The organism is Bacillus sp. MSP13 (assembly GCF_000815295.1).
Lineage (GTDB): Bacteria > Bacillota > Bacilli > Bacillales > Bacillaceae > Bacillus > Bacillus vallismortis.
In genome coordinates, this window is record NZ_JXAQ01000004.1 from 382,561 (window position 1) to 403,887 (window position 21,327).

Here is a 21,327-nt window from a genome sequence, read left to right on the forward strand (position 1 = left end):
TTCTGCTTCAATTAAGAATTCGCTTCCATTCTTTTAGATAGATATTTTGTGATAAGTTCAGTAATAACCCCGCGTAAAAGCATGATGACAATTCCTATTAGGAAATAGCGAACGGCGAGATCAGACATAGGGTAACCAGCCTCTTTTATACCATTCGCAATTCCTAAGTAGACGAAAAGCTCTCCTGCATTTGCGTAGGGGAATAAAGCTGTAACAGGATGAAAGAAAGTAACTAGTGAATCGAAAAACGCTGGTTTTTGTTTTTCTGGTAAAAACCTTCCAAAGGTATAAGCCATTGGGTTTGTTAATAATAAGATTGATAGGATAGGCATTAATGTATATCTTAATAACGTATACTTTGCTGCGAACTGAATGACCTTATTGACTCTTTCTTCTCCTATGAACTTAATCATTGCATAGGTAAATGTGAGCAGTACAACTAAAGTAGGAACGATTCCAGTCATTAAATCCATAAACTGTTTACCACCAGCATCAAACATTCCTATAAAGTGTTCGCCGAACCACTGAATCCATTCCATAGAAATCAACACTCCTTTCCATTAAAGCATAGAGATTTTTTTTGCAGAGATTGATAATAAAGCATTTTCAGCAACCTTGGAAAGGGCTGTATGAAGAGCTGGTAATCGTCTATCATTTCCTTTTTGATTTGTTTTGTATTCTTGTAAAGCATCTAATACAGTTCCTATATGTTGGCCCTTATATTTACTGATTTCTTTAAACTTAGATAAGATTGAAAAACCATTGATTACATAACATTCCTGAATGATATAGTTACGGTCAACGACAATTATAACAATAGCTCCAGGACGAAACTTTCTTCTTTCCGTACCAGAAAATAAATAGTATCCTTTTTTCTCTCTGTAAGCACTTACAATCGTACTCATACTCTTTCTATAATAACGAACTTGTATGAAGGTAAATACATATTGAACGACTAGCAAAAAGCAGAGAATGAAAACAAATTTCATAGGAAGTCATGCCCCTTTTTAAGTCATATCTGATGAAGAAAAAGGGCGCGGACAAAACTCTTTTTTAGAAAGAGTTTTGTTGCACGCCTATGAACTTACAAAGTAGTTACAATTTTACTATCAGCCGTCACTGTCGGGAACAAACTATCTTGAAGCGATCTTAATTTCCAAACTGTTGTTGTAGGATCTAGTTCTACATCATCAGTTGTTAAGAATTGGCCTTGACGAATATCTTTTTTCGCCACAACATTTCCACTGATTAAACCAATTGGAATATGATTATTTCGCTTCAAATCTTGATGAGTTTCAAGAACCCCGCGTACAGAGTAACCTCCAATACCATCTAGTGCTTCTCCGGCTTTCATATCACGTTTTGCAACGGCAACCGTATCAGAAATTGGAGCGCCTAGTGGTTGAATAGATCCTTCATTTTGTAAAACAGCTTTGGCAATAGTAATAGGCGTTTCTAAACTAGCTAAATGATATGGCCGATATAAAATGTGATGGTCTCTTTCACCTTTTTTCAATAAGTAATCCAACTCATGCGCTACAGCATCATTTTGCCCTTTTACAATTACGAATACTCCAGGTGCAAGCCCGTCTACATAATCAACTACCCCAAAATGATTTAATACCCCGCCATTTTCTTTAAGGTCTAAATCTTTAATAACTGAATCTAGATCTCCAGTAATTCCATGCATCCCAACTACATCTGGTACAAATCCAATAGCATTAGACAATAAATTCATTTCAGCCATTGTCTTAGTACCATCCTGGAAAGCGGCAAGCATATGAGAAGCCATTTTCTTCTTATTTGCTTCTTCTTGTGCAGTGCCAGGGTTTGCTGTGACATTTAATTTATTATTTTTCCCTTTGCCAGCAACTAGAACTTCCATCCCCATCGTTTTGGCAAATTCAAATAATTCAAGTATTGCTGCCGGCTCATCCCCAGCAGAACCACTGTAAACTAGACCAGCATTACTAAACATTTGATGCATCACTGAGCCGATCGTAATATCCACTTCTACATTCAATAAGACAAGATGCTTTTTAGATCTTAAGGCTTCTAGTGAAATGTTGGCTCCTACTTCTGGGACTCCTGTTGCATCAACGATAACTTCTACATTGGCAGATTGAATCACTTCACGAAAATCATTAGTTACCATAATGGATTCTTTTCTGGATGCTTGTGAATTATAGTAATTTGCAGCTCTTTCTGCTGCCTCAATATTTATATCACTGATTCCAGTTACGCTCATACCAGGAATATGAGAGATTTGACCGATCATGCCAAATCCCATTTGTCCAGCACCGACGACTCCTACTTTAATCGGTTCGTTTGCACGTTCTCTTTCTAAAAGTTGTTGATAAATTGACATATAGCACATCCCCTTTGTGAAAATTCATAAAATTTAATTCATTAAACGCTTACATTCACATATAAAACAGCAGTATGCCTTATATGAACAATTAACATTAGTCACACACCAAATCAAATAAATAATTTTTGTAACATTTGTTACGACATTTAACATTTGTTAATTGTTATGGGTTTATTGTAGAATGTTATGAAAAGGCTGTCAATAAAAAATGTTAAAAAATGAAGAGGATAAGAAAGGTCGTATGTAACAAAATGACTAGAACCGATTATTATTACAATGATGACGCACCAAAACCAATAAAGATTGTTCCTGCTGTCTCAGCTGTCGTTCTTCATAAGGAAAGAAACATTTTACTTCAAGAACGTGTTGATAACGGAAAATGGTCTTTACCCGGGGGCAATGTGGAACCGGGAGAAACAGTGGAAGATGCCATAAAAAGAGAGGTTAAGGAGGAAACTGGCTTAGATATAGCGGTAAAACATCTGGTTGGGGTATACAGTGATCCCAATCATGTTATCGCATATCAAGATGGAGAAGTTCGCCAACAGTTTTCCCTTTGCTTTTTATGTCAAAAGACAGGCGGGAAATTAGCAACCAGTAATGAATCTAAAAAAGTAGAATTTATTTCGATAAGCGAGCTAGGTAATTTGAATATTCATATTACCCAGAGTATAAGAATTCAGGATGCTCTCCGTGGATACAGTAAAGCCTTTATACGATAGCTCAAGCCAAAAAGGAGAAAATCTTGTTGATAGGTAAGAAGGACTTCGAAGTTTTACATTTCCTTAAGGGTTGCTTTGTTCACCTAAGATATTTTTCAATATATTCACAGCACAACATATTGTTTTTAAACGAGAATACATGTCCGTTTGGCATTCCTATCACAAAAGTTGTAAACAGAACGTGATAAGCGCCCTTTTCACTGAATATAATGTCATATATTCATAAAAGAGGTGCTTTCAAAAAGTGACTTCTCTAACAAATGATGACATGGTGAAGATCATTAGAAACGGACTTAACGCATCACATCATCCGAAGCATATTATTGTTGTGGGAGCCGGATTGGCCGGACTTGTATCAGCATCTTTGCTGAAAAATGCCGGACACAGAGTAACGATTCTTGAAGCGAGCGGCAGAGTAGGCGGCCGTGTCTGCACGTTGAGATCTCCCTTTACTGATGGTTTGTACTTTAATGTTGGTCCGATGCGCATTCCGAATATCCATATGTTAACCTTAGAATATATAAAAAAATTCAGGCTGCCGACAAATGTTTTTATCAACAAAAGCCTAATGGACATCATTTACACAAATGGGATCAAAACACGTCTCCATCTTTTTGAACGACATCCTCAGATCTTAAGATACCCCGTTGCACGAAACGAACAAGGAAAAACCGCTGAAGAGCTGTTGCTTTCTGTATTACAGCCTATTCTGCATTTCATTTATCAAAATCCTGCGAGAAATTGGCTGATTGTTGAAAAACAATACAAAAATGACTCGTTAAGCTCGTTTTTAGGCACTTATTTTTCATATGGCGCGATCGATATGATGGGTGTCCTACTGGATATGGAAGCGTATATGGGGATGTCCCTTGTTGAGGTGTTACGGGAATCCATCCTTTTTACTTCGCCCACTCACTTCTATGAAATAACAGGCGGCATGGATCGGCTTCCTTCCGCGTTTCTTCCTCAACTAAAAACAAATATTCTATACCATCAAAAAATGATGAAAGTGTCTCAAAATGCGACTAGTGTTACGATCCATTGTCAGCATCAACAAACAGCAGAACATGTAACGTTCACAGCTGATCTCGCTATTATCACCATTCCTTTTTCAACATTGCGATTTGTGAAAGTGGAACCATACCATTCATTTTCCTACTATAAACGAAGGGCTATCCGTGAACTGAACTATATGAACGCAACAAAGATCGGCTTAGAGTTTAAACGCCGATTTTGGGAAAAAGCAGGTCAGCGCGGCGGCAAATCGATTACTGATCTTCCGATTCGTTTTTCGTATTATCCAAGCACTGGTATTGGGGAAAATGGACATGCTGTTGTTCTGGCGAGTTATACGTGGGCAGACGAGGCACTAATGTGGGACAGTCTTTCAGAAGGAGAGCGTATTCAGTATTCGTTACTGAATTTATCTGAAATATATGGCGATATTGTATGGGCTGAGTTTGTGTCGGGCGCCTCTTTTAGCTGGAGTCAAAATCCTTATTCTGCGGGAGCCTTTACAGCGATGGAACCAGGACAAGAATTAGAACTGTATCCCTATATCCCTGTCCCTGAGGGAAGAGTTCATTTCGCTGGAGAACATGCTTCATTCACTCATGCGTGGATGCAAGGTGCGATTGAATCCGGAATCCGTGCAGCTTATGAGGTCAATCGTTTATCTTAGATCTTGCTCTGTGCTAAATCTTGTTGTCTATAACAAAGAAATCCTTCCATTCCTTCACCCGCCATGCTACTTCATATAGCGATGAGCTGAATTGAGTAAGTCGATGTATATGCCCTTTGCGTCGCACACGAATGTGGCGTGTCAAAAGAGGTACTATAAAGCCATACACACAGCGCAGTTCACTGCTTTTTTTATTTGGTCATGTCGCAGGTGAAGTCACGCTTTCAACAATAAATCCATCTTATCTGCTGCTTCTACTTGCATTGTTGGAAGTGCGTGACTATATGTACCTAATGTTTGTTTAATAATCATTTACCAAATTCGAGGCATATATTGGAATTCCAACGAAAAGACCGTCGCTTCTTAGTAACTCACAATAACAAATTACAAAAATTCTCAAGGAACGATCAGCAGCCCGTTAGCTATCCCTGATTAAAAATGATCTGTTACCACACTGTTACGTTAGAACTTCCACTACTTTGATAGCCCTCTGTCGCTAAGACTTGGTAAGACCAATTACTACCCAGATTCATTCCGTGACTCTTCCATGCGTTAACATGATTGCTGAAAGTGATAGTAGCGTTGCTTCCAGTAGGTCTCTTCGACTGGCGAACACTCCAGTACTGGGTAAAAGTAGTGTTATCGCCATCAATGGAAGGAGCATTATAACGTGTAGTTGTATATATGTCATATACACCCCCATCACTGTACACCGTACCTTTATACGTTCCAGTAGGTCTGTAAGTACCCCATGAATCCACTACATAATATTCTATGAGAGGTGATCGCGTCCAACCATATAAAGTCAAATATCCATTGCCTTTCGGCGCCCAAACGCCAGCGTTATAATTTATTGTCCTAAATGGAGAACCTGTAGTCCAACCTTTACCAACAACGAAATTCCCGGTATTAGACCAATTCACACTGTAATTTCCGCCAGACCCATTGACAGCGTTTACTATTCCGCCCCCATCCGTCCAATTTTGCCAGTAGTCTGTGCTAGCTGCAGAGGCGGTTGACGAAAACAAACTAATACTCATGAAAGCTGCCGTTAATCCAACTAAGAAATTCTTTTTAAGCTTAAACATATGTTACCTCCTTTATATTTTTTCTGATTTTGCATGAGGTGGCACTCGTACATGTTTAAACCATTCTTACTTACTAACCCGAAAGCTTTTGATCGTTCCCTTCAATATAATACCATGAATTCACGAGTGAATATGATGAGTATTTGTAATTTAATTACAAAGGACTAAATTGCTGATAGGTGGTCTTGTTCCACTTGCTTCAATCTGGCCCAAGAAAAGAACTTAGAAGGAATCGTACTCAAGAAAGTGACTGCCTTCATGAAATTAATTAACAGTTGGCGATAAGTAATTAATGATGAATACACCGATGTTCTTTTTACTTCTGTCTTATTCTGATGAGGCTGCTAAAATTAGATCAAGTCAAGAGTGCAAAGATCAAGCATGTGAATAGTAAAGAAACATCCCCTTATTTATTGTGAGGGGATGGTTGCTTTCAAACAATTGTTTTATTGAATTGATACTCTCTATTAAGTTTCTTTAGTTGTCCAATACTAACTTCATATTTACCTCCGTAAACTTTACTGATTGTTTTCACTTCTTCCTTTGGCCCAAAATAAATAATGTTAAAATCATCATTTACGTATTGAACTACAAAAAAATCATCAAAATCATTAATTGTATTTTGATTTATGGGAATAAAACCACTTAATTGAGCTGTTGTTTTTACACTAATCCGTCTGCCATTACTCACAACATCAAATCCGTGCTGATTCGTTTGACGAGCCAGAGTGCCATTGGTTAGAAGTGCACATATGAATTCACCAATCCTGCCAATTAAATGCCTCAATTCTGTAGGCTTACAGTTTAATATATTCATTTCATATCACAATTGGTCAGTAAGAAACAATTTTACTCATAATTGAAGCCGCATTAGTGGTGAACAAAATGTAAGTATTATTTGTTGTTTTAATTACTACCCTATCCGTTGAGCCATAAGGAAATCCAATCCTGACTGCGCTTTTCTCCTCTCCCCCATAGTTTGGGTCAAGGAATACATCGTTAATTTCTTTGATTGGAATTTCAATTTTGGTTAGCTGCCAATTGATCATTAAGTTTTCATTTGATTTTTCAACGTTGATTCCCAGCATAAAACATTCCCCTTTTGACTTTGAATTCAGTAAAATTTTAACATACGCTAGAAAGTCTTAAAAAGAAATGCAATGATATTAAGGAAAAATTAAATTTATAATAACCGCACTCACTTTGTGCCTATCGTTGATGCTGAAAAAGTGCGCACAGATACAGATAAAGAAATTCAACAAGTCTCAAAAGCTGCATTGAGCGTGACTGGGTTTAGAACATCCTATCACAAAAACCCAACTCGCTATTACTCAATACTCCAATCCTAATATGTACATCTACATGACAGTAAATATAGAAAAATAAGATACGGATCATCAAAATGACAAAGTAACTCTTGCATTTCTGCACCCGCCATGCTATATTCATATAGCGATGAGCTGAATTGTGTAAGCCGATGCACATGCCCTTGCGGCGCACACGAATGTGGCGTGTGGTGCATCGCCTCAATACGCAAAGACGTTTGCCTAAGGCAAACGTCTTTTTTGTGTTATCCGATTTTTGTGCCGTTTGGGACTGGCTGCCCCGGCTCCAGCAGGACAACGTCGCCCTGCCCGGGTATGCCGCCAAGAACCAGTACTTCCGATTTAAATCCGGCAATCCGGCGCGGCGGAAAGTTGACGACTGCTATGATTTGCTTGTTGATCAGGTCTTCTGGCTGGTAGCGCTTTGTGATTTGCGCACTGGACTGTTTCATGCCGATTTCTGCTCCAAAATCAATCACAAGCTTAATCGCCGGGACTCTTGCTTCTGAAAATGCCTCAGCTTTTACAATCGTGCCTGTTCTGATATCCAATTTCTCAAAATCTTCAATGACTGCCATATCCATAACCCCTTTTTCTCCCATTATAAAAGAGATCTCCAATGTTTGTTTAACCAAAAAACGATCATTTTTTATCCGAATATAAGATGTTTTGATATAGACGGGGCGGCATGCCTGTCCTTTGTGTAAACCATCTTGTAAATGAAGAGAGATTTTGAAATCCCAGCACCTCGCTGACGACAGTAAGGGTTTCCTTTTTCTCCATCAGCATTCGTTTCGCTTCCTCAAGACGAAGATCAGCGATATAGTTCTGCGGCGACTTCCCCGTCTGCTTCTGAACCAGCTTGAATAGTAGGCTGGGTGATAATGCTCGATGTCTGCCAGCTTTTTAATCGTCAGCCGCTCGAATAAATGGCTGTGAATGTAGGCAATTGAGGCGTAGGTGTGGGATTGCAGTTTTGCTTTTATGTACTGAACAAGCATATGCAGCGAGTTTGCGGTGCCCGCTTTTGCTTCCTCCGTCAGTAAATACCTGATGGAAGACCAGAAAGGATCAAGTGCAGCTTCAATTCCCGATCCCGCATACTCATCAATTTTCATCGCATCAAACGGAACATCCAGTACAAGACACTCATTTCTGCCGATTGAACGGAAACGATGCTCGCACTCAGGCGGAATATATAAAAAATGATCCGGCTTTAATTTCACCTCGCGCCCCTCTGTCTCAAGATCAATACTTCCTTCAAGCGGAAAAAGAAATTGGCTGTATGCGTGCTTGTGTGAATGATATAGGCGTGTGTATGTTCGTTTTTCGCAAATGATCTCTTGAAGCGAGTCCATCAGCAAGCCCCTTCCTTTGGTCACTTTTTGAACCAGTAATGGTGTTCCGAGATAGGTAAAAATCCGATTTTTCATATAAAGAAACTGCCGCCAGATTTTCTTTTGTCACTTGTAAAAACTTGCGTTCTGCACCGTTGTTGATTGCCCATTCAGTCAATACCCTGATTAACAGGTTTTACACGGCGGCATGCACTTGAAAATGTTTGTATAGCCTCGATGCCGCTCCGGCGAAAATCCTTCCAATCGTAATTTCATCAATCCAAACAGTCAACGGCTCATGCTCCCACTTGTATGCAAATCAGCTGTTTTCTTCAGTATGGTTCATAATATCCCGGCATAATGCTGTCATTTAAAGCACTCGTCCGCCTTTTCATAACCGCTGCCTTACAATACAGCATCTAGTCCTTTCGGAGATGTATTGCTAATATGAAAACATACGGGCAAGCCTAAGTTTTTATAAAAATACTCGTCTTCTTGCCGAAAATCTTCTTCAGGCATTTCCGCTGATGTCCACACGCTGTTCGCCCTTTTGGTTACGGCAAAATCTGCTCTGAGAAGCCATTTTCCCATGCTTTTCTAAATATATGAGGGCCATGAAGCTGCCGCTAACCGTTCCATTTTGTGAATGTTATACAATGCCTGATGTCTCTCCCCTACGTATACTACCGTAATATTATATCAATATTCAGAAATATAGGACATCTTTTTAGTTTTTTTACATAATATTTTTATTTTTTATTAAACCCGACAAAAACGTGCGGATTGAGTATGACAGACTGTCTGAAATATCCTCTTCACGTTCAAATGCTTTTTTTGCGATTAAAGCCGTAAATCCATGCAATAGGCTTCTGAATCCCCTTGTCGCGTGAATGGCAGTCTTATCACTAGCATAGCCGTTTTCAATGAGCAGCTTTGACACAAGCCGGACAATTTCTTCTGAGACGATTTCCGCCCTTTCGTCCTGAACCTTAAGCAAAGACGCCTCATAATATCCGGGATTTTCAACTGCAAAATCAACATATGCATGAGCTAAAGAAAGCATAGCGACATCTCCCTTTTGTTCGATTACGGAGACTGCCATTTGTTCATAGAGCCTTGTCAGCCCGCTGACAGCAAGCTCTGTTCTGATCGCTTGCAGTCCGTTAATATGATTATACAGCGACGGAGGGCGCACATTCATTTTTTTAGACAGAGCGGCAAGCGTGACACCACTCAAGCCTTCCTGATCGGCAATCTCTGCGGCGGCGTCTACAATCATTTTTTGGCTCAACCCTATTCTCGGTGACATTCTCGTCATCCTTTCTTTGCTTTTGTGATCGCCTGTCTCATCTGATCTGCGGGTGATCTCAGGAAATGTCCATGTCCAACCGCGAGACACGAAGGCGCCTTGTCGGCGAGCAATTGTGCGCTTTTAATGGCTTCCTCCTTATTCCATGTGCCGAAGGCGGGAAAAGGAAACGTCCATTTTACCTGGCCTGATACAGCAATTCCTCCGCGCAATTGAAACGCATCACCAGCTATGATTGTGCCGTTTCTTGTATCAAGAAATGACATGCTGCCCGGTGTATGGCCCGGTGTCAGGATTGCAAGCAGAGAACCGATTGTTTCACCGCCTGTCAGCAGATGGTGAGGCTTTGTTTGTATGGGTTTCGCCATAGCTCCTTTAATGGGTGTCTGTGCTTCATCTTGACGCAAGGATGTGTCACCTTGCAGCAGGAAAGAATCCCGTTCTGAGATCATCACCTTTGCATGGGGAAATGCTTCTGTCAATGCATCCAGTGAGCCGACATGATCCCCATGTGCATGGGTCAGTAAAATATGCTGAAGGGGCTTTCCCAGCTGATTTACAGCTTGAATGATTCCTTTATAACTGCCCGGAAGTGCGGCATCAATAAGGGTGACTTCGTTTTCTTCCTCTACTAAATAGCAATTGACCGGAAATAATGCCGGCAAAAAAGTCAGCTGCCAAACCGTTTGATACTGAGTAACTCTCATTTTTTCATTCCTCCTAATAAAAACTAATGGCACTAGTTTTTATTATTAACTAACACCATTAGTTTATCAAGAGTTATTATTTTTTTATGGCTACATAAATATTAACTTGCGCCTGCTGAGGTACTGCAGCACTTTGATCGTACATTTCAAAGTCACCTGTAAATGTGCGGAGATGACGCTTATCCCAAGACCAAATGTCCTTCCACGTTTCAAGCACAACTTCTTCAATAGGACCGATTCTGGAAGTGAAAACGGCATAATCGGAAGCTGGCAAATCAATGGTTTCATAGGGTTCCGAAAGAGTGCTACTTTCCTTCTGAAACGTACCGACTGAAAATGTGTAGAGCCCATTCGTCTCCTGTTCGTAATTGGAATATAAGGCGATAATGTTTTGGTCTTTCTCAGCCTGCGAGAATAGAGCGCTCATATCGAGCTGCCAGAATTGATCCCACAGTGCCGGAATCCGCCTTTCTTCCGTTATTTCCAAAGCGTTGCTGGTCCGTTGTGAAAGCCCGGCAAACTGTTTCTGTTCTAAGTGTGTCATATGTGAAAAACTCATACGATCCCTCCTTTTTACCTAGATTATAAAAAAAGAAACCTGACAGCAGTGTGTCAGGTTTCATAAACTTTTTGCATTTGATGAATGGTATCTTTTACTTTATCCCGTATATGGAGAGGCTTCAGAACCTCAATATCCTTTCCGAACTGCAGCAAAAACCCGATCAGCCATTGATCGTCTGGAAGAGAAATGACTGCCCGGCAAATTTCACCTTTATCATAATGAAGAACTTCATTTCCGAACCATTCCCGTATGCGCTGGCGTGCTGCCGGCTGAACAAGAATGACCAGTTCAGTTAAGCGGTCCTTTTGGTACCAATTCTTATCCCATGGCAAGGTATCCAGCTGAATGTCTTTTCTGGTGAATGATTGATATAAAATGGTCAGATCATTCATCCGATTCAATTTAAAAAAGCGAAAATCGTTTCTAATCAGGCAATAGGCGTATAAATACCAGTGTCCCGCCTTGCAAACCAACGTGTAAGGTTCCGTTTGACGATGAAGTGTTTCCCCGCTTGCGTTTGTATATGTAAATGATATGGTTGACAATTGATCAATGGCGGCGCTGATATTCTCACGAAGCGCCTTTTGATCCTCAGTTTGGCCCCAAGCCGTCATGTCAATAAACCATTTTTCAGTTTGGTGCTGAAATGCTTCAGCAGACTTCTCCGGTATAAGATGCTTGATTTTTTGATAAGCTGTACTGTGAGAGGCGGGTTCATACATAGACGAGACACTCTGCAAAGCAGAAGCAATCGCAAATAACTCCTCCTCTTTCAGCCACTCTCTCTCAAGCCGATACGACTCCATAATGCCAATTCCGCCTCCGGAGCCCTGTGAGGTCACAATTGGGATACCAGCTCTATTGATCGTCTCAATATCACGGTAAATTGTTCTTACAGATACTTCAAACATCTCAGCAAGTTCAGCGGCCTGTACTTGTTTTTTACTGATTAATAACACAACCATTGCTAACAAACGTTCCAATTTCATTTTGCGCACCTTTTCTTCTATTGTTTTCCAACAAAATCAATCATAACATTTTCATAAAGCTTGGGCATATCTATTATGCGGCCCAACGAAATCCCGCATATGGTATGTATACAGGGGTCTCCCCTTCTTTTTTGTGTCAAGTATTACTATTTTGAACCGGATAAGCATACACTTCTCAACGGAGGGGATTTCACATCATGCATCTTACACTTCAAAGCATTTATCCTGCCATGATTATTATCTTTTTTCTGTATAAAAAAATTAAAAGGTCCATCGGATATCAGCCGCTAAGGCCTCGCTGGCTGTTCACCCGTATGATTCTTTTCTCACTGTTTGCTTTCGGTCTTTCAATCTTCAGCATCATTCATCCGTCTTTATATGGATATCTCATTTTCGGCACTCTTGGCGGCTGGCTCCTTGTCTTTTTCGCCAAAAGAAACATCTCCTTTGAAAAACGCAGAGGAAAAATTTATTTTCGCACTCATATTTGGGTAGAAATGATTCTTTTAACCTTATTCCTTTCAAGATTTCTGTATCGAGTGACAGAGCTGTATCATACTTCACCTGATTTAAACAGCCTTGGATCGTACAGTCAGTCAATCGGAACGGATCCTCTGACAATTGGCGTCTTTTTTCTAATAGCTGTTTATTATATCGGTTTTTCTTCTTTCGTCATCAAGCTCAGCAGAAACGAACTCGATCAGAACGGACAGCATAAAGCAAAAGACATCCTTGCCCGCTAACAGCGATAAACGCAAGGATGTCTTTTTTAATCATGTTGGGTATGATGGATCATTTGCTGAAGAACATCTAAAACGTGTTCATCCTCCGGAGAGTAATAAATGGATGTTCCTTCTCTGCGCGATTTGACAAGCCGGAGATTTTTTAAGAATCTGAGTTGGTGGGAAACCGTGGATTGCAATAAATTCAGTTTTTCTGCAATTCCGTTTACAGCATGTTCACCTTGGGATAATAAATGGAGAATCCTGATTCTGGTCGGATCAGAAAGCGCTTTGAACGTTTGCGCGACAAGAAACAAGGTTTCCTCGTCCAGATCAGCAGCTGTCCGCTCCATTTCTCTAAATTCAGTCATCTGTATCACCTTTCTTTATTCATAGTTTTATTTTATAACAAATGTGCTTGGGTGCAAACCAGCCCGCCTGTGTTCCAATTCAATCTCATAGGTTAAATTTATGTTTCAAATCAGGTTTTTACTTGGTCTGATATATCGTACTGTGTCATAATAAAGAGGTCATACTGCTCCAAACATTGAGGGTGAAACACAGTGAAGAAAAAGAGAAAAGGCTGTTTCGCTGCTGCGGGTTTTATGATGATTTTTGTCTTTGTCACCGCCTCTTTTTTATTCGTCTTGCTTTTTTTCAACCGGGATTTAATCAAGAAACTTCCAATTGACACGAAAATGATTGTTTTGGAACGTTTAACTGATTATAAACCGCTGGTGGAAGACGAGCTTGAAAATCAAGGACTCACTAATTATACATCACTCATACTTGGCATGATGTATCAGGAGTCAAAAGGAAAAGGCAATGATCCTATGCAGTCCTCTGAATCTCTGGGGTTAAAACGCAATGAGATCACAGACCCTCAACTCAGTGTTAAACAAGGGATCAAGCAATTTACCCTCATGTACAAGACCGGTAAGGAAAAAGGTGTGGATTTGGATACCATTATTCAAAGCTACAACATGGGGGCAGGTTACATTGATTTTGTAGCTGAACATGGAGGAACGCATACTGAGGAATTGGCAAAACAATACTCCGAGCAGCAAGTCAAAAGAAATCCCGATCTGTATACTTGCGGGGGAAATGTGAATAATTTTCGCTATCCGTATTGCTACGGTGATTATACGTATGCAGAAAAAGTAAAAGAAAAAACAAAAACTGTTGAAGAATCTTTACAGGTTGCAACACTTGAAACCATGGAATCAAAGGCCCATAAATAGGAGTCTATCCATTTGCCGCAAAAGCCCAACTATTTGGGCTTTTGGCATGTCTACAAGCACAAAAAAGCCATACTGAGTATGGCTTCAGCGTGTCGACAAACCCTCGCATTCGTTGTCAGGCCTGCGCGTCGGTGCTCACGAATATCTACATTCGCTGTGCTCCGATGCTCGCCCTTCCTAGACTTCAAGGGTTTTTCAATCACGCTGAAAAGATGACAAAGTCATAAAACGAAAACCGTTTTATGACTTTGTCAACAATCTGAAGCCATACTGAGTATGGCTTTTAATAATAAGGTGATATCATCAGATATACAATAACGCCTGTAAGACTTACATACAGCCACAAAGGCATTGTCCATCTGGCTATTTTTTTATGGCGCTCGACCTGCATGCTGAAGCCTCTGATCAGTGTAAACAGCGCAAGTGGCACAATGACTACAGAAAGGACGATATGCGAAATTAAGATAAAGAAGTAAATCGGACGCATGATACCTTCCCCGCCATACAGCGTATTCTCCGCGATCGAATGGTAAACAACATAACAAACCAAAAATAATAATGTTGTTGTGAAAGCTGCTAGAATAAAGCGTTTATGAGCTTTAATATTTTTCTGTTTAATCATCATCAGCGCGGCCAATAAAAAGATAAACGTAAAGCTGTTGAATATCGCATTCAGCATTGGCAAAATGTGAATATTCGCATGGCTGAACTGGTCTAATTTAGGCATAAAAAACAGCACTGCGATTAAACCGTTAATCAGAACTGTCAGCGTAAGGACAATCCCCGTATAATTTTTAGGTTTATTTTCTGTTTGGTTCATTTGATGATCTCTCCTATTTGTACTGACTATCCAAATCGTATGCAAATTCAAAGAGGTTGTCAACGTTTTCGAATGCTTCGTCAGAAATTAGACACACTTCAAAGGCCGGCAGCTTGCAGCCCCGGCCCTGTTCGATTTCACGCCTCTTTGATTAAATGCTCAACCGCTTTATGTTCATTTTCATTCAACAGGTTCTTTTGGATTTTCGAATGAATCGGTTTATTCATATGCTGATCCAATATATCCGCTGTTTCTTTATCACCGGCGATGACCATTCGTTCCCATCTTTTCGCGGCTGCTTTTTGATCAAGGTTGGCAGCCAGCCGCTTATACAGTCTTGTTTGGTTTTCCGTTACATGTTCCCTCATTCGATCCTCTTCAAACGGCACCGCTTTTTCTGCAGAGGAATGGCGATTCTCCCAAGACTCATTGATGATATCATACTCATAATGCTCAACCGCCTCAATTTTGCCTAAAACGGTTTCAATAATTTTCACTTCATGCTGCTGCGTTAAAATAAATGCAGTGCTTGGGTACGTTTGACGCAAATCCTTCAACTGATCCAGTATAGCTGTTTCTTCCCAGTAAAATCTTGTTGCTACAGGGATTTGCAGCTTTATTGCTTCCCATATGCCGCTATCGGAAACAAAAAACACAAGACTTCGGGGCATGTCCTTCCCCATTTCATTAAGATATTGATCAATCTTCGTTCTGATCCCTTCCAGACACTTCCCTTCCTCTGGATCACTTGCTGCCAAATACTCTTTTAATCGGCCAAACCCTGACTTTAGGGAAATCTTCCATTCTCCCCCCTGCTGCTCGGGATCTCTCATGTCTGTATTGAGATATAGGGAGAGAATTTTATCGGGTGGTTCCAATTGTACATACTGTAATTTCTTAATCAATGAATCAATCGCCATTCCAATTCCTCCTTTTTCAACAAGTTAGTTTTCTTTTTCCTCTCTTAGAATCAATCAAACCTTACTTTGCGCTAATTTCTACTAATAATGGATTTGTTATTTACAGATGCCCCTTTCATCTAATACAATTGGTAACTGTGTTTCTAAAATGGTTGATTGAAAGGAGTTTGGTCTTGTTTACTGTTAAAGAAAAAAATCGCGAAGAACTAGAGGAAGAACTGCATGACTTAGAATTTCAAATTTACCGCATGCAGGAGAATATGAAGGATCTATCTAAAGATGCCAAAGTGCTTGGTATTGATCAATCGAAACATGAAGAATGGATGATTGTTTCCTCGATTGATGATGGCCAAACATGCAAAATTATGCTTACTGATTGTAAAACGGCTTATAGAGGAAGAGACTGTTTTTCACTTGTAGCGACCTACAAGGAAGATGCCATTCATATCGGCGACATAAAAGGCCCTCCGAATCACGGGTTTGGTTCCATTTGCATGAAATATATAAAAGATATCGCCAGAGACCACAATATCCCAAAAGTCACCGGGGACATTGCCAAACGGGATTGGAATCATGTAGACCGGCTGATTCATTTTTATGAAAAACATCAATTTACAGTATGCATTGATCATGATACACAATCAGGCAGCATTAAGTGGGTTGATTTGTAAAAAGGTCTGGAAGAATGAACCAAGATGTGCTCTAATGGTGTAAAACCATTGTTGGAGGAGTCTATGTACGCCTCAAAACTGAAAAAGGGAGACGAAATCCGGATCGTGTCTCCCGCGACCAGCATGTCTCTATTATCAAATGAAACAAAAGTTCAAGCAAAAACGGCGTTAGAACGATTAGGTTATCGGGTAACCATCGCTGAACACGCAAATGAATGTAACGAATTTGATTCATCCTCTATTGAATCAAGAGTCCATGATCTGCACGCTGCCTTTTTCGATCCAGGTGTCAAAGCGATTTTAACGACACTCGGCGGTTTCAATTCAAATCAGCTGCTGCACTATCTTGATTACGATAAAATCAAACAGCATCCAAAAATTCTGTGCGGGTATTCCGATATCACGGCTCTTTGCAACGCCATTTATCAAAAAACGGGCCTTGTTACGTATTCAGGCCCCCACTTCTCAACATTCGCAATGAAAAAAGGGCTCGACTATACAAAAGAGTATTTTCTTTCTTGCTGCGCTTCGGATAGTCCGTTTGAGGTGCACCCTTCTGGCGAATGGAGCGATGATCGCTGGTATTTGGATCAAGAAAACAGGCGCTTTTATCCTCATGAAGGCCCGGTTGTGATCCAAGAGGGCTTTGCGGAAGGCACCTTGATTGGCGGAAACCTATGCACACTTAATTTGCTGCAGGGAACGGCGTATTTTCCTGAAACAGAGAATTCCATCTTATTGATTGAAGATGATCATATGTCAGACATCCATATGTTTGACCGTGATCTGCAATCGCTCATCCACCTCCCCGCTTTTTGTCATGTGAAGGCGATTTTGATCGGCCGATTTCAAAAAGCATCCAATGTACCAATGGAGCAGGTAAAAGCCATGATTGGAACAAAAAAAGAATTATCCGGCCTCCCAATCATCGCAAATATAAATGCCGGCCACACCACACCAATTGCCACGTTTCCTATAGGGGGAACATGCAGGATAGAAGCAATCGGGGATACATCACGAATATGGATCGACAAACATTAAGCAGCTTGTAAATCTCTTTTACAATCTTTTTCAGCTAGTTGTTTGTCTCAATCAGTAACTAAAATTCATCACCTTCAAATGGGTTACTTTTATGTACGTTTAACTCATTATTACCATCCAATCCTTTTATATTTCCCCTTGTTATTGTTTGTTTTTTCTAGTCCCATAAACTGAGAATAATGAGTTGTAATTGCTCCGATCATTGCGGTTGCAATTACAACAATTGAGCCTAAAGCTAAATCTGTAAAAAATGACAAACTGATTAAAAATATTTGTTGCTAATGCTGATTTATAAGTTTCTCCTAAATGATACTCTACTTTTGAAAAATAAATAATTTTATTAAATCACATCAAACTACAGGAGGTGGTACTGTGAGCAAAGATCATTCTTTAAAATTCAGGAAAACAATTCACTTTCTCACCATTATTGGAATAATTCTGTTGATTATTCCATCTGGACTTAATCCATGGTATTTGAACTTTGTTCTGATATTGTTTGGGATCAATATTAGCGTTCGATCAGTTGTTCTTTTGAAATCTGGTAGAAAGACTGAATATTTAGTTACTCTGGTAGCCTGTTTGTTTTGTATAGGATTTGGAGTTTTGAGGATGTTTTGAGGAAAAGCGGGCTCATTGTCTGCTTATTATTCATCATATCAGAGACGCCCGTATTGCTCTGAAAATCACGATAACATCTAATTTGATATACAGATTTAAAAGTACAATATTTTTTAAAAATAAACACTAACTCTACAAACTAACGTCAGCAAACATTCATTCACGGAAACCGCACGAGGAGCCATGACAAATGTCATATATGATGCATGATGTGTGCTACTACAAAGAACTTCTCTCATTCACGTATACTTAACCGAGACACACAATGAGAGGATACTTACTATGACTGAACAAACCACTGCGCAAAAACAAAAACAGCTGACCAAGCAAGTCGCTGCTTTTGCTAAGCCCGAAACAAAAAACAGCCTGATTCAGCTTTCGAACACGTTTATTCCTTTCTTTGGTTTATGGTTTCTTGCTTATCTGTGCCTCAATGTCTCCTATCTCCTTACGATAGCATTAACAGTGATTGCCGCAGGATTTTTGACAAGAATCTTTATCATCTTCCATGACTGCTGCCATCAATCATTTTTCAAACAAAAGCGCTATAACCACATACTCGGTTTTGTGACGGGTGTCCTGACTCTATTCCCTTATCTTCAATGGCAGCACAGCCATTCGATTCATCATGCGACAAGCAGCAATCTGGATAAACGCGGAACAGGAGACATCTGGATGTTAACTGTAAACGAATATCAAGCTGCATCCAGACGGACAAAACTTGCATACAGACTTTATAGAAATCCGTTTGTCATGTTTATTCTCGGACCGATTTATGTTTTTCTGATTACGAACCGTTTTAACAAAAAAGGGGCAAGACGTAAGGAGCGTGTTAACACATACCTTACGAATCTGGCAATCGCGGCATTGGCTGCTGTTTGCTGCCTGATCTTTGGCTGGCAATCGTTTTTACTGGTGCAAGGCCCTATTTTTCTGATCTCAGGCTCAATCGGTGTATGGCTCTTTTATGTGCAGCATACCTTTGAAGATTCTTACTTTGAAGCGGATGAAAATTGGAGTTACGTGCAGGCAGCTGTGGAAGGCAGTTCATTTTACAAACTCCCGAAACTGCTTCAATGGCTCACAGGAAATATCGGGTACCACCACGTACACCATTTGAGCCCCAAGGTGCCTAACTATAAGCTTGAAGTTGCACATGAACATCATGAGCCATTAAAAAACGTACCGACCATCACCTTAAAAACGAGTTTGCAATCACTTGCATTTCGCCTTTGGGATGAAGATAAAAAACAATTTGTATCATTTCGGGATATCAAACATATCCCTTCCAGCCTTCCGCCTGATTCAACAGAAAAACAAAAGCTGCGGAACGCCTGATGATGAAGGAGGTCTTCTCTTATACACAAGAAGGCTTCCTTTTTATTATTCAAGGGTGCATTCTAGCTTTCGCAATGATAAAGTTACATGTAAGATGAAAAGCTGAAAATGAGGGAATATCATGATTAAAAAGCATTTTACATTTCAAAAACTAAACGGGATTACGCCCTATATATGGACGATATTTTTCATCCTCCCCTTCTACTTTATATGGAAATCATCATCTACATTTGTTATCATCATCGGCATCATTTTGACGCTTTTGTTTTTTTCGGTATATCGATTTGCTTTTGTTTCAAAAGGCTGGTCCATTTATTTGTGGGCGTTTTTATTAATCGGCATTTCAACCGCCTCGATTACGCTTTTCAGTTATATTTATTTTGCTTTTTTTATCGCGTATTTTATTGGAAACATAAAAGAACGTGTCCCTTTTCATATTTTATATTACGTCCATTTAATAAGCGCAGCCGTTGCAGCCAATTTTAGCCTCGTATTAAAAAAAGAATTCTTTCTGACTCAGATCCCTTTTGTCGTCATTACCCTCATTAGCGCGATTTTATTGCCCTTCAGTATCAGAAGCCGCAAGGAACGCGAACGACTGGAAGAAAAACTGGAGGATGCAAATGAACGGATTGCTGAGCTGGTGAAATTAGAAGAGCGGCAGCGAATTGCCCGTGACCTCCACGACACACTAGGGCAAAAGCTGTCTCTCATCGGTTTAAAAAGCGACTTGGCGAGAAAATTGATATACAAAGATCCTGAACAAGCAACACGTGAACTGAAAAGCGTTCAGCAAACAGCGAGAACGTCTTTAAATGAAGTCAGAAAAATCGTATCTTCCATGAAAGGCATCCGGCTCAAGGATGAAATCATAAACATTAAACAAATTCTTGAAGCAGCCGGCATTACATTTATCTACGAGGAAGATCAATTGCCAAAGAATATCTCATTGCTTAATGAAAACATATTGAGCATGTGCTTAAAAGAAGCTGTCACTAATGTCGTCAAACACAGCCAAGCTAAGAACTGCCGAGTCGACATTCAGCAGCTCTGGAAGGAAGTTGTCATTACAGTGACTGACGATGGAACATTTCAAGGTGAAGAGAAGTACTTTTCAAAAGGACATGGCCTGCTTGGCATGAGAGAACGTCTTGAATTCGCAAACGGACACCTTCACATTGATACAAAAAACGGCACCACGCTTACCATGTCAATTCCTAATAACTCTAAATAAACAAAAAAGGATGACTTACATGATTCAAATATTTATTGCGGAAGATCAGCAAATGCTCTTAGGCGCTTTAGGATCACTTCTGAATTTAGAAGATGATATGGAAGTCGTCGGCAAAGGGACAAACGGTCAAGATGCTGTTGATTTTGTCAAAACACATCAGCCTGATGTATGCATCATGGACATAGAAATGCCTGGAAAAACGGGGCTTGAAGCTGCTGAGGAGTTAAAAAATACAGGCTGCAACATTATGATCTTAACCACTTTTACCAGACCCGGCTACTTTCAGAGAGCCATTAAAGCTGGCGTTAAGGGCTATTTGTTGAAAGACAGCCCGAGCGAAGAGCTCGCGAGCGCCATCCGAAGCGTCATGAACGGAAAACGCATTTATGCACCTGAGTTGATGGAAGACATATACAGCGAAGCTAATCCTCTTACAGACAGAGAAAAAGAAGTGCTCGAACTTGTCGCTGACGGTAAAAACACAAAAGAAATCGCTCAGGAGCTCAGCATCAAAAGCGGGACAGTTCGAAATTATATCTCAATGATTCTAGACAAACTTGAAGTCAAAAACCGAATAGAAGCCATTACCCGCTCAAAGGAGAAAGGCTGGTTTAAATAAAAAGGATCTTGG

Annotated in this window: 22 protein-coding genes and 3 pseudogenes; 9 read left to right on the forward strand and 16 right to left on the reverse strand. The window is 40.1% G+C overall.

Going from position 1 to position 21,327, the window contains the following annotated elements; translation table 11 throughout:
- Positions 1-11 precede the first annotated feature (11 nt).
- From srlA to SC79_RS05195, 3 genes are all read right to left on the reverse strand, one after another.
- Complete coding sequence (gene srlA / locus SC79_RS05185) at positions 12-539, reverse strand: PTS glucitol/sorbitol transporter subunit IIC (RefSeq protein ID WP_039074152.1); 528 nt, start codon at positions 537-539, stop codon at positions 12-14.
- Between the two features lie 21 nt (positions 540-560).
- Complete coding sequence (locus SC79_RS05190) at positions 561-989, reverse strand: transcriptional regulator GutM (protein WP_039074153.1); 429 nt, start codon at positions 987-989, stop codon at positions 561-563.
- 95 nt (positions 990-1,084) lie between these two features.
- Positions 1,085-2,368 carry an NAD(P)H-dependent oxidoreductase gene (locus tag SC79_RS05195; RefSeq protein ID WP_039074154.1) on the reverse strand — a complete coding sequence of 428 codons (1,284 nt, stop codon included), beginning with the start codon at positions 2,366-2,368 and terminating at the stop codon, positions 1,085-1,087.
- A 254-nt stretch (positions 2,369-2,622) separates the two neighbouring features.
- Between SC79_RS05195 and SC79_RS05200 the strand changes: the two genes are divergently transcribed.
- Entirely contained in the window at positions 2,623-3,093 is a 471-nt protein-coding gene (locus SC79_RS05200) for an NUDIX domain-containing protein (RefSeq protein ID WP_039074155.1), read from the forward strand.
- Positions 3,094-3,337: 244 nt separating this feature from the next.
- Entirely contained in the window at positions 3,338-4,774 is a 1,437-nt protein-coding gene (locus SC79_RS05205) for a flavin monoamine oxidase family protein (RefSeq protein WP_156122658.1), read from the forward strand.
- 446 nt (positions 4,775-5,220) lie between these two features.
- Here SC79_RS05205 and xynA read toward each other — a convergent pair whose 3' ends face one another.
- From xynA to SC79_RS05255, 10 genes and pseudogenes are all read right to left on the reverse strand, one after another.
- Positions 5,221-5,862 (reverse strand): endo-1,4-beta-xylanase XynA, encoded by a 642-nt coding sequence (xynA, locus tag SC79_RS05210; protein ID WP_039074156.1) that lies wholly within the window; start codon positions 5,860-5,862, stop codon positions 5,221-5,223.
- Positions 5,863-6,295: 433 nt separating this feature from the next.
- Positions 6,296-6,685, reverse strand: a pseudogene (locus SC79_RS05215) (DUF6998 domain-containing protein); the annotation flags it as partial.
- 10 nt (positions 6,686-6,695) lie between these two features.
- Positions 6,696-6,950, reverse strand: a complete 255-nt coding sequence (locus SC79_RS05220; RefSeq protein ID WP_039074157.1) for a SunI/YnzG family protein — start codon at positions 6,948-6,950, stop codon at positions 6,696-6,698.
- 482 nt (positions 6,951-7,432) lie between these two features.
- Positions 7,433-7,765, reverse strand: a complete 333-nt coding sequence (csaA, locus tag SC79_RS05225; RefSeq protein ID WP_039074278.1) for a chaperone CsaA — start codon at positions 7,763-7,765, stop codon at positions 7,433-7,435.
- Positions 7,766-7,829: 64 nt separating this feature from the next.
- A pseudogene (locus SC79_RS05230) lies at positions 7,830-8,551 on the reverse strand (helix-turn-helix domain-containing protein).
- 14 nt (positions 8,552-8,565) lie between these two features.
- Positions 8,566-9,181: pseudogene (locus tag SC79_RS05235) on the reverse strand (GNAT family N-acetyltransferase).
- Between the two features lie 79 nt (positions 9,182-9,260).
- Positions 9,261-9,833: a TetR/AcrR family transcriptional regulator gene (locus SC79_RS05240; protein ID WP_039074158.1), complete on the reverse strand. Its 573-nt coding sequence runs from the start codon at positions 9,831-9,833 to the stop codon at positions 9,261-9,263.
- Between the two features lie 5 nt (positions 9,834-9,838).
- Entirely contained in the window at positions 9,839-10,540 is a 702-nt protein-coding gene (locus tag SC79_RS05245) for an MBL fold metallo-hydrolase (RefSeq protein ID WP_039074159.1), read from the reverse strand.
- Positions 10,541-10,616: 76 nt separating this feature from the next.
- Positions 10,617-11,099, reverse strand: coding sequence for a GyrI-like domain-containing protein (locus SC79_RS05250; protein ID WP_039074160.1), 483 nt, complete (start codon positions 11,097-11,099; stop codon positions 10,617-10,619).
- 53 nt (positions 11,100-11,152) lie between these two features.
- Positions 11,153-12,091 carry a helix-turn-helix transcriptional regulator gene (locus SC79_RS05255; RefSeq protein ID WP_039074161.1) on the reverse strand — a complete coding sequence of 313 codons (939 nt, stop codon included), beginning with the start codon at positions 12,089-12,091 and terminating at the stop codon, positions 11,153-11,155.
- A gap of 197 nt (positions 12,092-12,288) precedes the next feature.
- Here SC79_RS05255 and csk22 point away from each other — a divergent pair, with 197 nt between their 5' ends.
- The gene (csk22, locus tag SC79_RS05260; protein WP_039074162.1) at positions 12,289-12,834 is read left to right on the forward strand and encodes a mother cell-specific sporulation protein Csk22; all 546 of its coding nucleotides are present in this window, start codon (positions 12,289-12,291) and stop codon (positions 12,832-12,834) included.
- A gap of 26 nt (positions 12,835-12,860) precedes the next feature.
- Here csk22 and czrA read toward each other — a convergent pair whose 3' ends face one another.
- The gene (gene czrA / locus SC79_RS05265) at positions 12,861-13,184 is read right to left on the reverse strand and encodes a Zn(II)-responsive metalloregulatory transcriptional repressor CzrA (protein WP_039074163.1); all 324 of its coding nucleotides are present in this window, start codon (positions 13,182-13,184) and stop codon (positions 12,861-12,863) included.
- Positions 13,185-13,376: 192 nt separating this feature from the next.
- On the opposite strand from czrA, the gene SC79_RS05270 reads away from it, so the two are divergent.
- On the forward strand, positions 13,377-14,054 hold the full coding sequence (locus SC79_RS05270) for a lysozyme family protein (RefSeq protein WP_039074164.1): 678 nt from the start codon (positions 13,377-13,379) through the stop codon (positions 14,052-14,054).
- Positions 14,055-14,337: 283 nt separating this feature from the next.
- Here the strand turns inward: SC79_RS05270 and SC79_RS05275 are convergent, their stop codons facing one another.
- Both SC79_RS05275 and SC79_RS05280 read right to left on the reverse strand, forming a co-directional pair.
- A complete protein-coding gene (locus SC79_RS05275) occupies positions 14,338-14,874 on the reverse strand; it encodes a DUF420 domain-containing protein (protein WP_039074165.1) in 537 nt (178 codons plus the stop codon).
- 137 nt (positions 14,875-15,011) lie between these two features.
- The gene (locus tag SC79_RS05280; RefSeq protein ID WP_039074166.1) at positions 15,012-15,794 is read right to left on the reverse strand and encodes a VLRF1 family aeRF1-type release factor; all 783 of its coding nucleotides are present in this window, start codon (positions 15,792-15,794) and stop codon (positions 15,012-15,014) included.
- Positions 15,795-15,967: 173 nt separating this feature from the next.
- Between SC79_RS05280 and SC79_RS05285 the strand changes: the two genes are divergently transcribed.
- The 5 genes from SC79_RS05285 (at position 15,968) to desR (ending at position 21,315) form a co-directional block, all read left to right on the forward strand.
- The gene (locus SC79_RS05285) at positions 15,968-16,465 is read left to right on the forward strand and encodes a hypothetical protein (RefSeq protein ID WP_039074167.1); all 498 of its coding nucleotides are present in this window, start codon (positions 15,968-15,970) and stop codon (positions 16,463-16,465) included.
- A gap of 63 nt (positions 16,466-16,528) precedes the next feature.
- Complete coding sequence (locus tag SC79_RS05290; RefSeq protein ID WP_039074168.1) at positions 16,529-17,506, forward strand: S66 family peptidase; 978 nt, start codon at positions 16,529-16,531, stop codon at positions 17,504-17,506.
- A gap of 900 nt (positions 17,507-18,406) precedes the next feature.
- Entirely contained in the window at positions 18,407-19,462 is a 1,056-nt protein-coding gene (gene desE / locus SC79_RS05300) for a fatty acid desaturase DesE (protein ID WP_039074170.1), read from the forward strand.
- Positions 19,463-19,583: 121 nt separating this feature from the next.
- Positions 19,584-20,696: a two-component sensor histidine kinase DesK gene (gene desK, locus SC79_RS05305; RefSeq protein WP_039074171.1), complete on the forward strand. Its 1,113-nt coding sequence runs from the start codon at positions 19,584-19,586 to the stop codon at positions 20,694-20,696.
- A 19-nt stretch (positions 20,697-20,715) separates the two neighbouring features.
- Complete coding sequence (gene desR / locus SC79_RS05310) at positions 20,716-21,315, forward strand: two-component system response regulator DesR (protein ID WP_039074172.1); 600 nt, start codon at positions 20,716-20,718, stop codon at positions 21,313-21,315.
- Positions 21,316-21,327 lie beyond the last annotated feature (12 nt).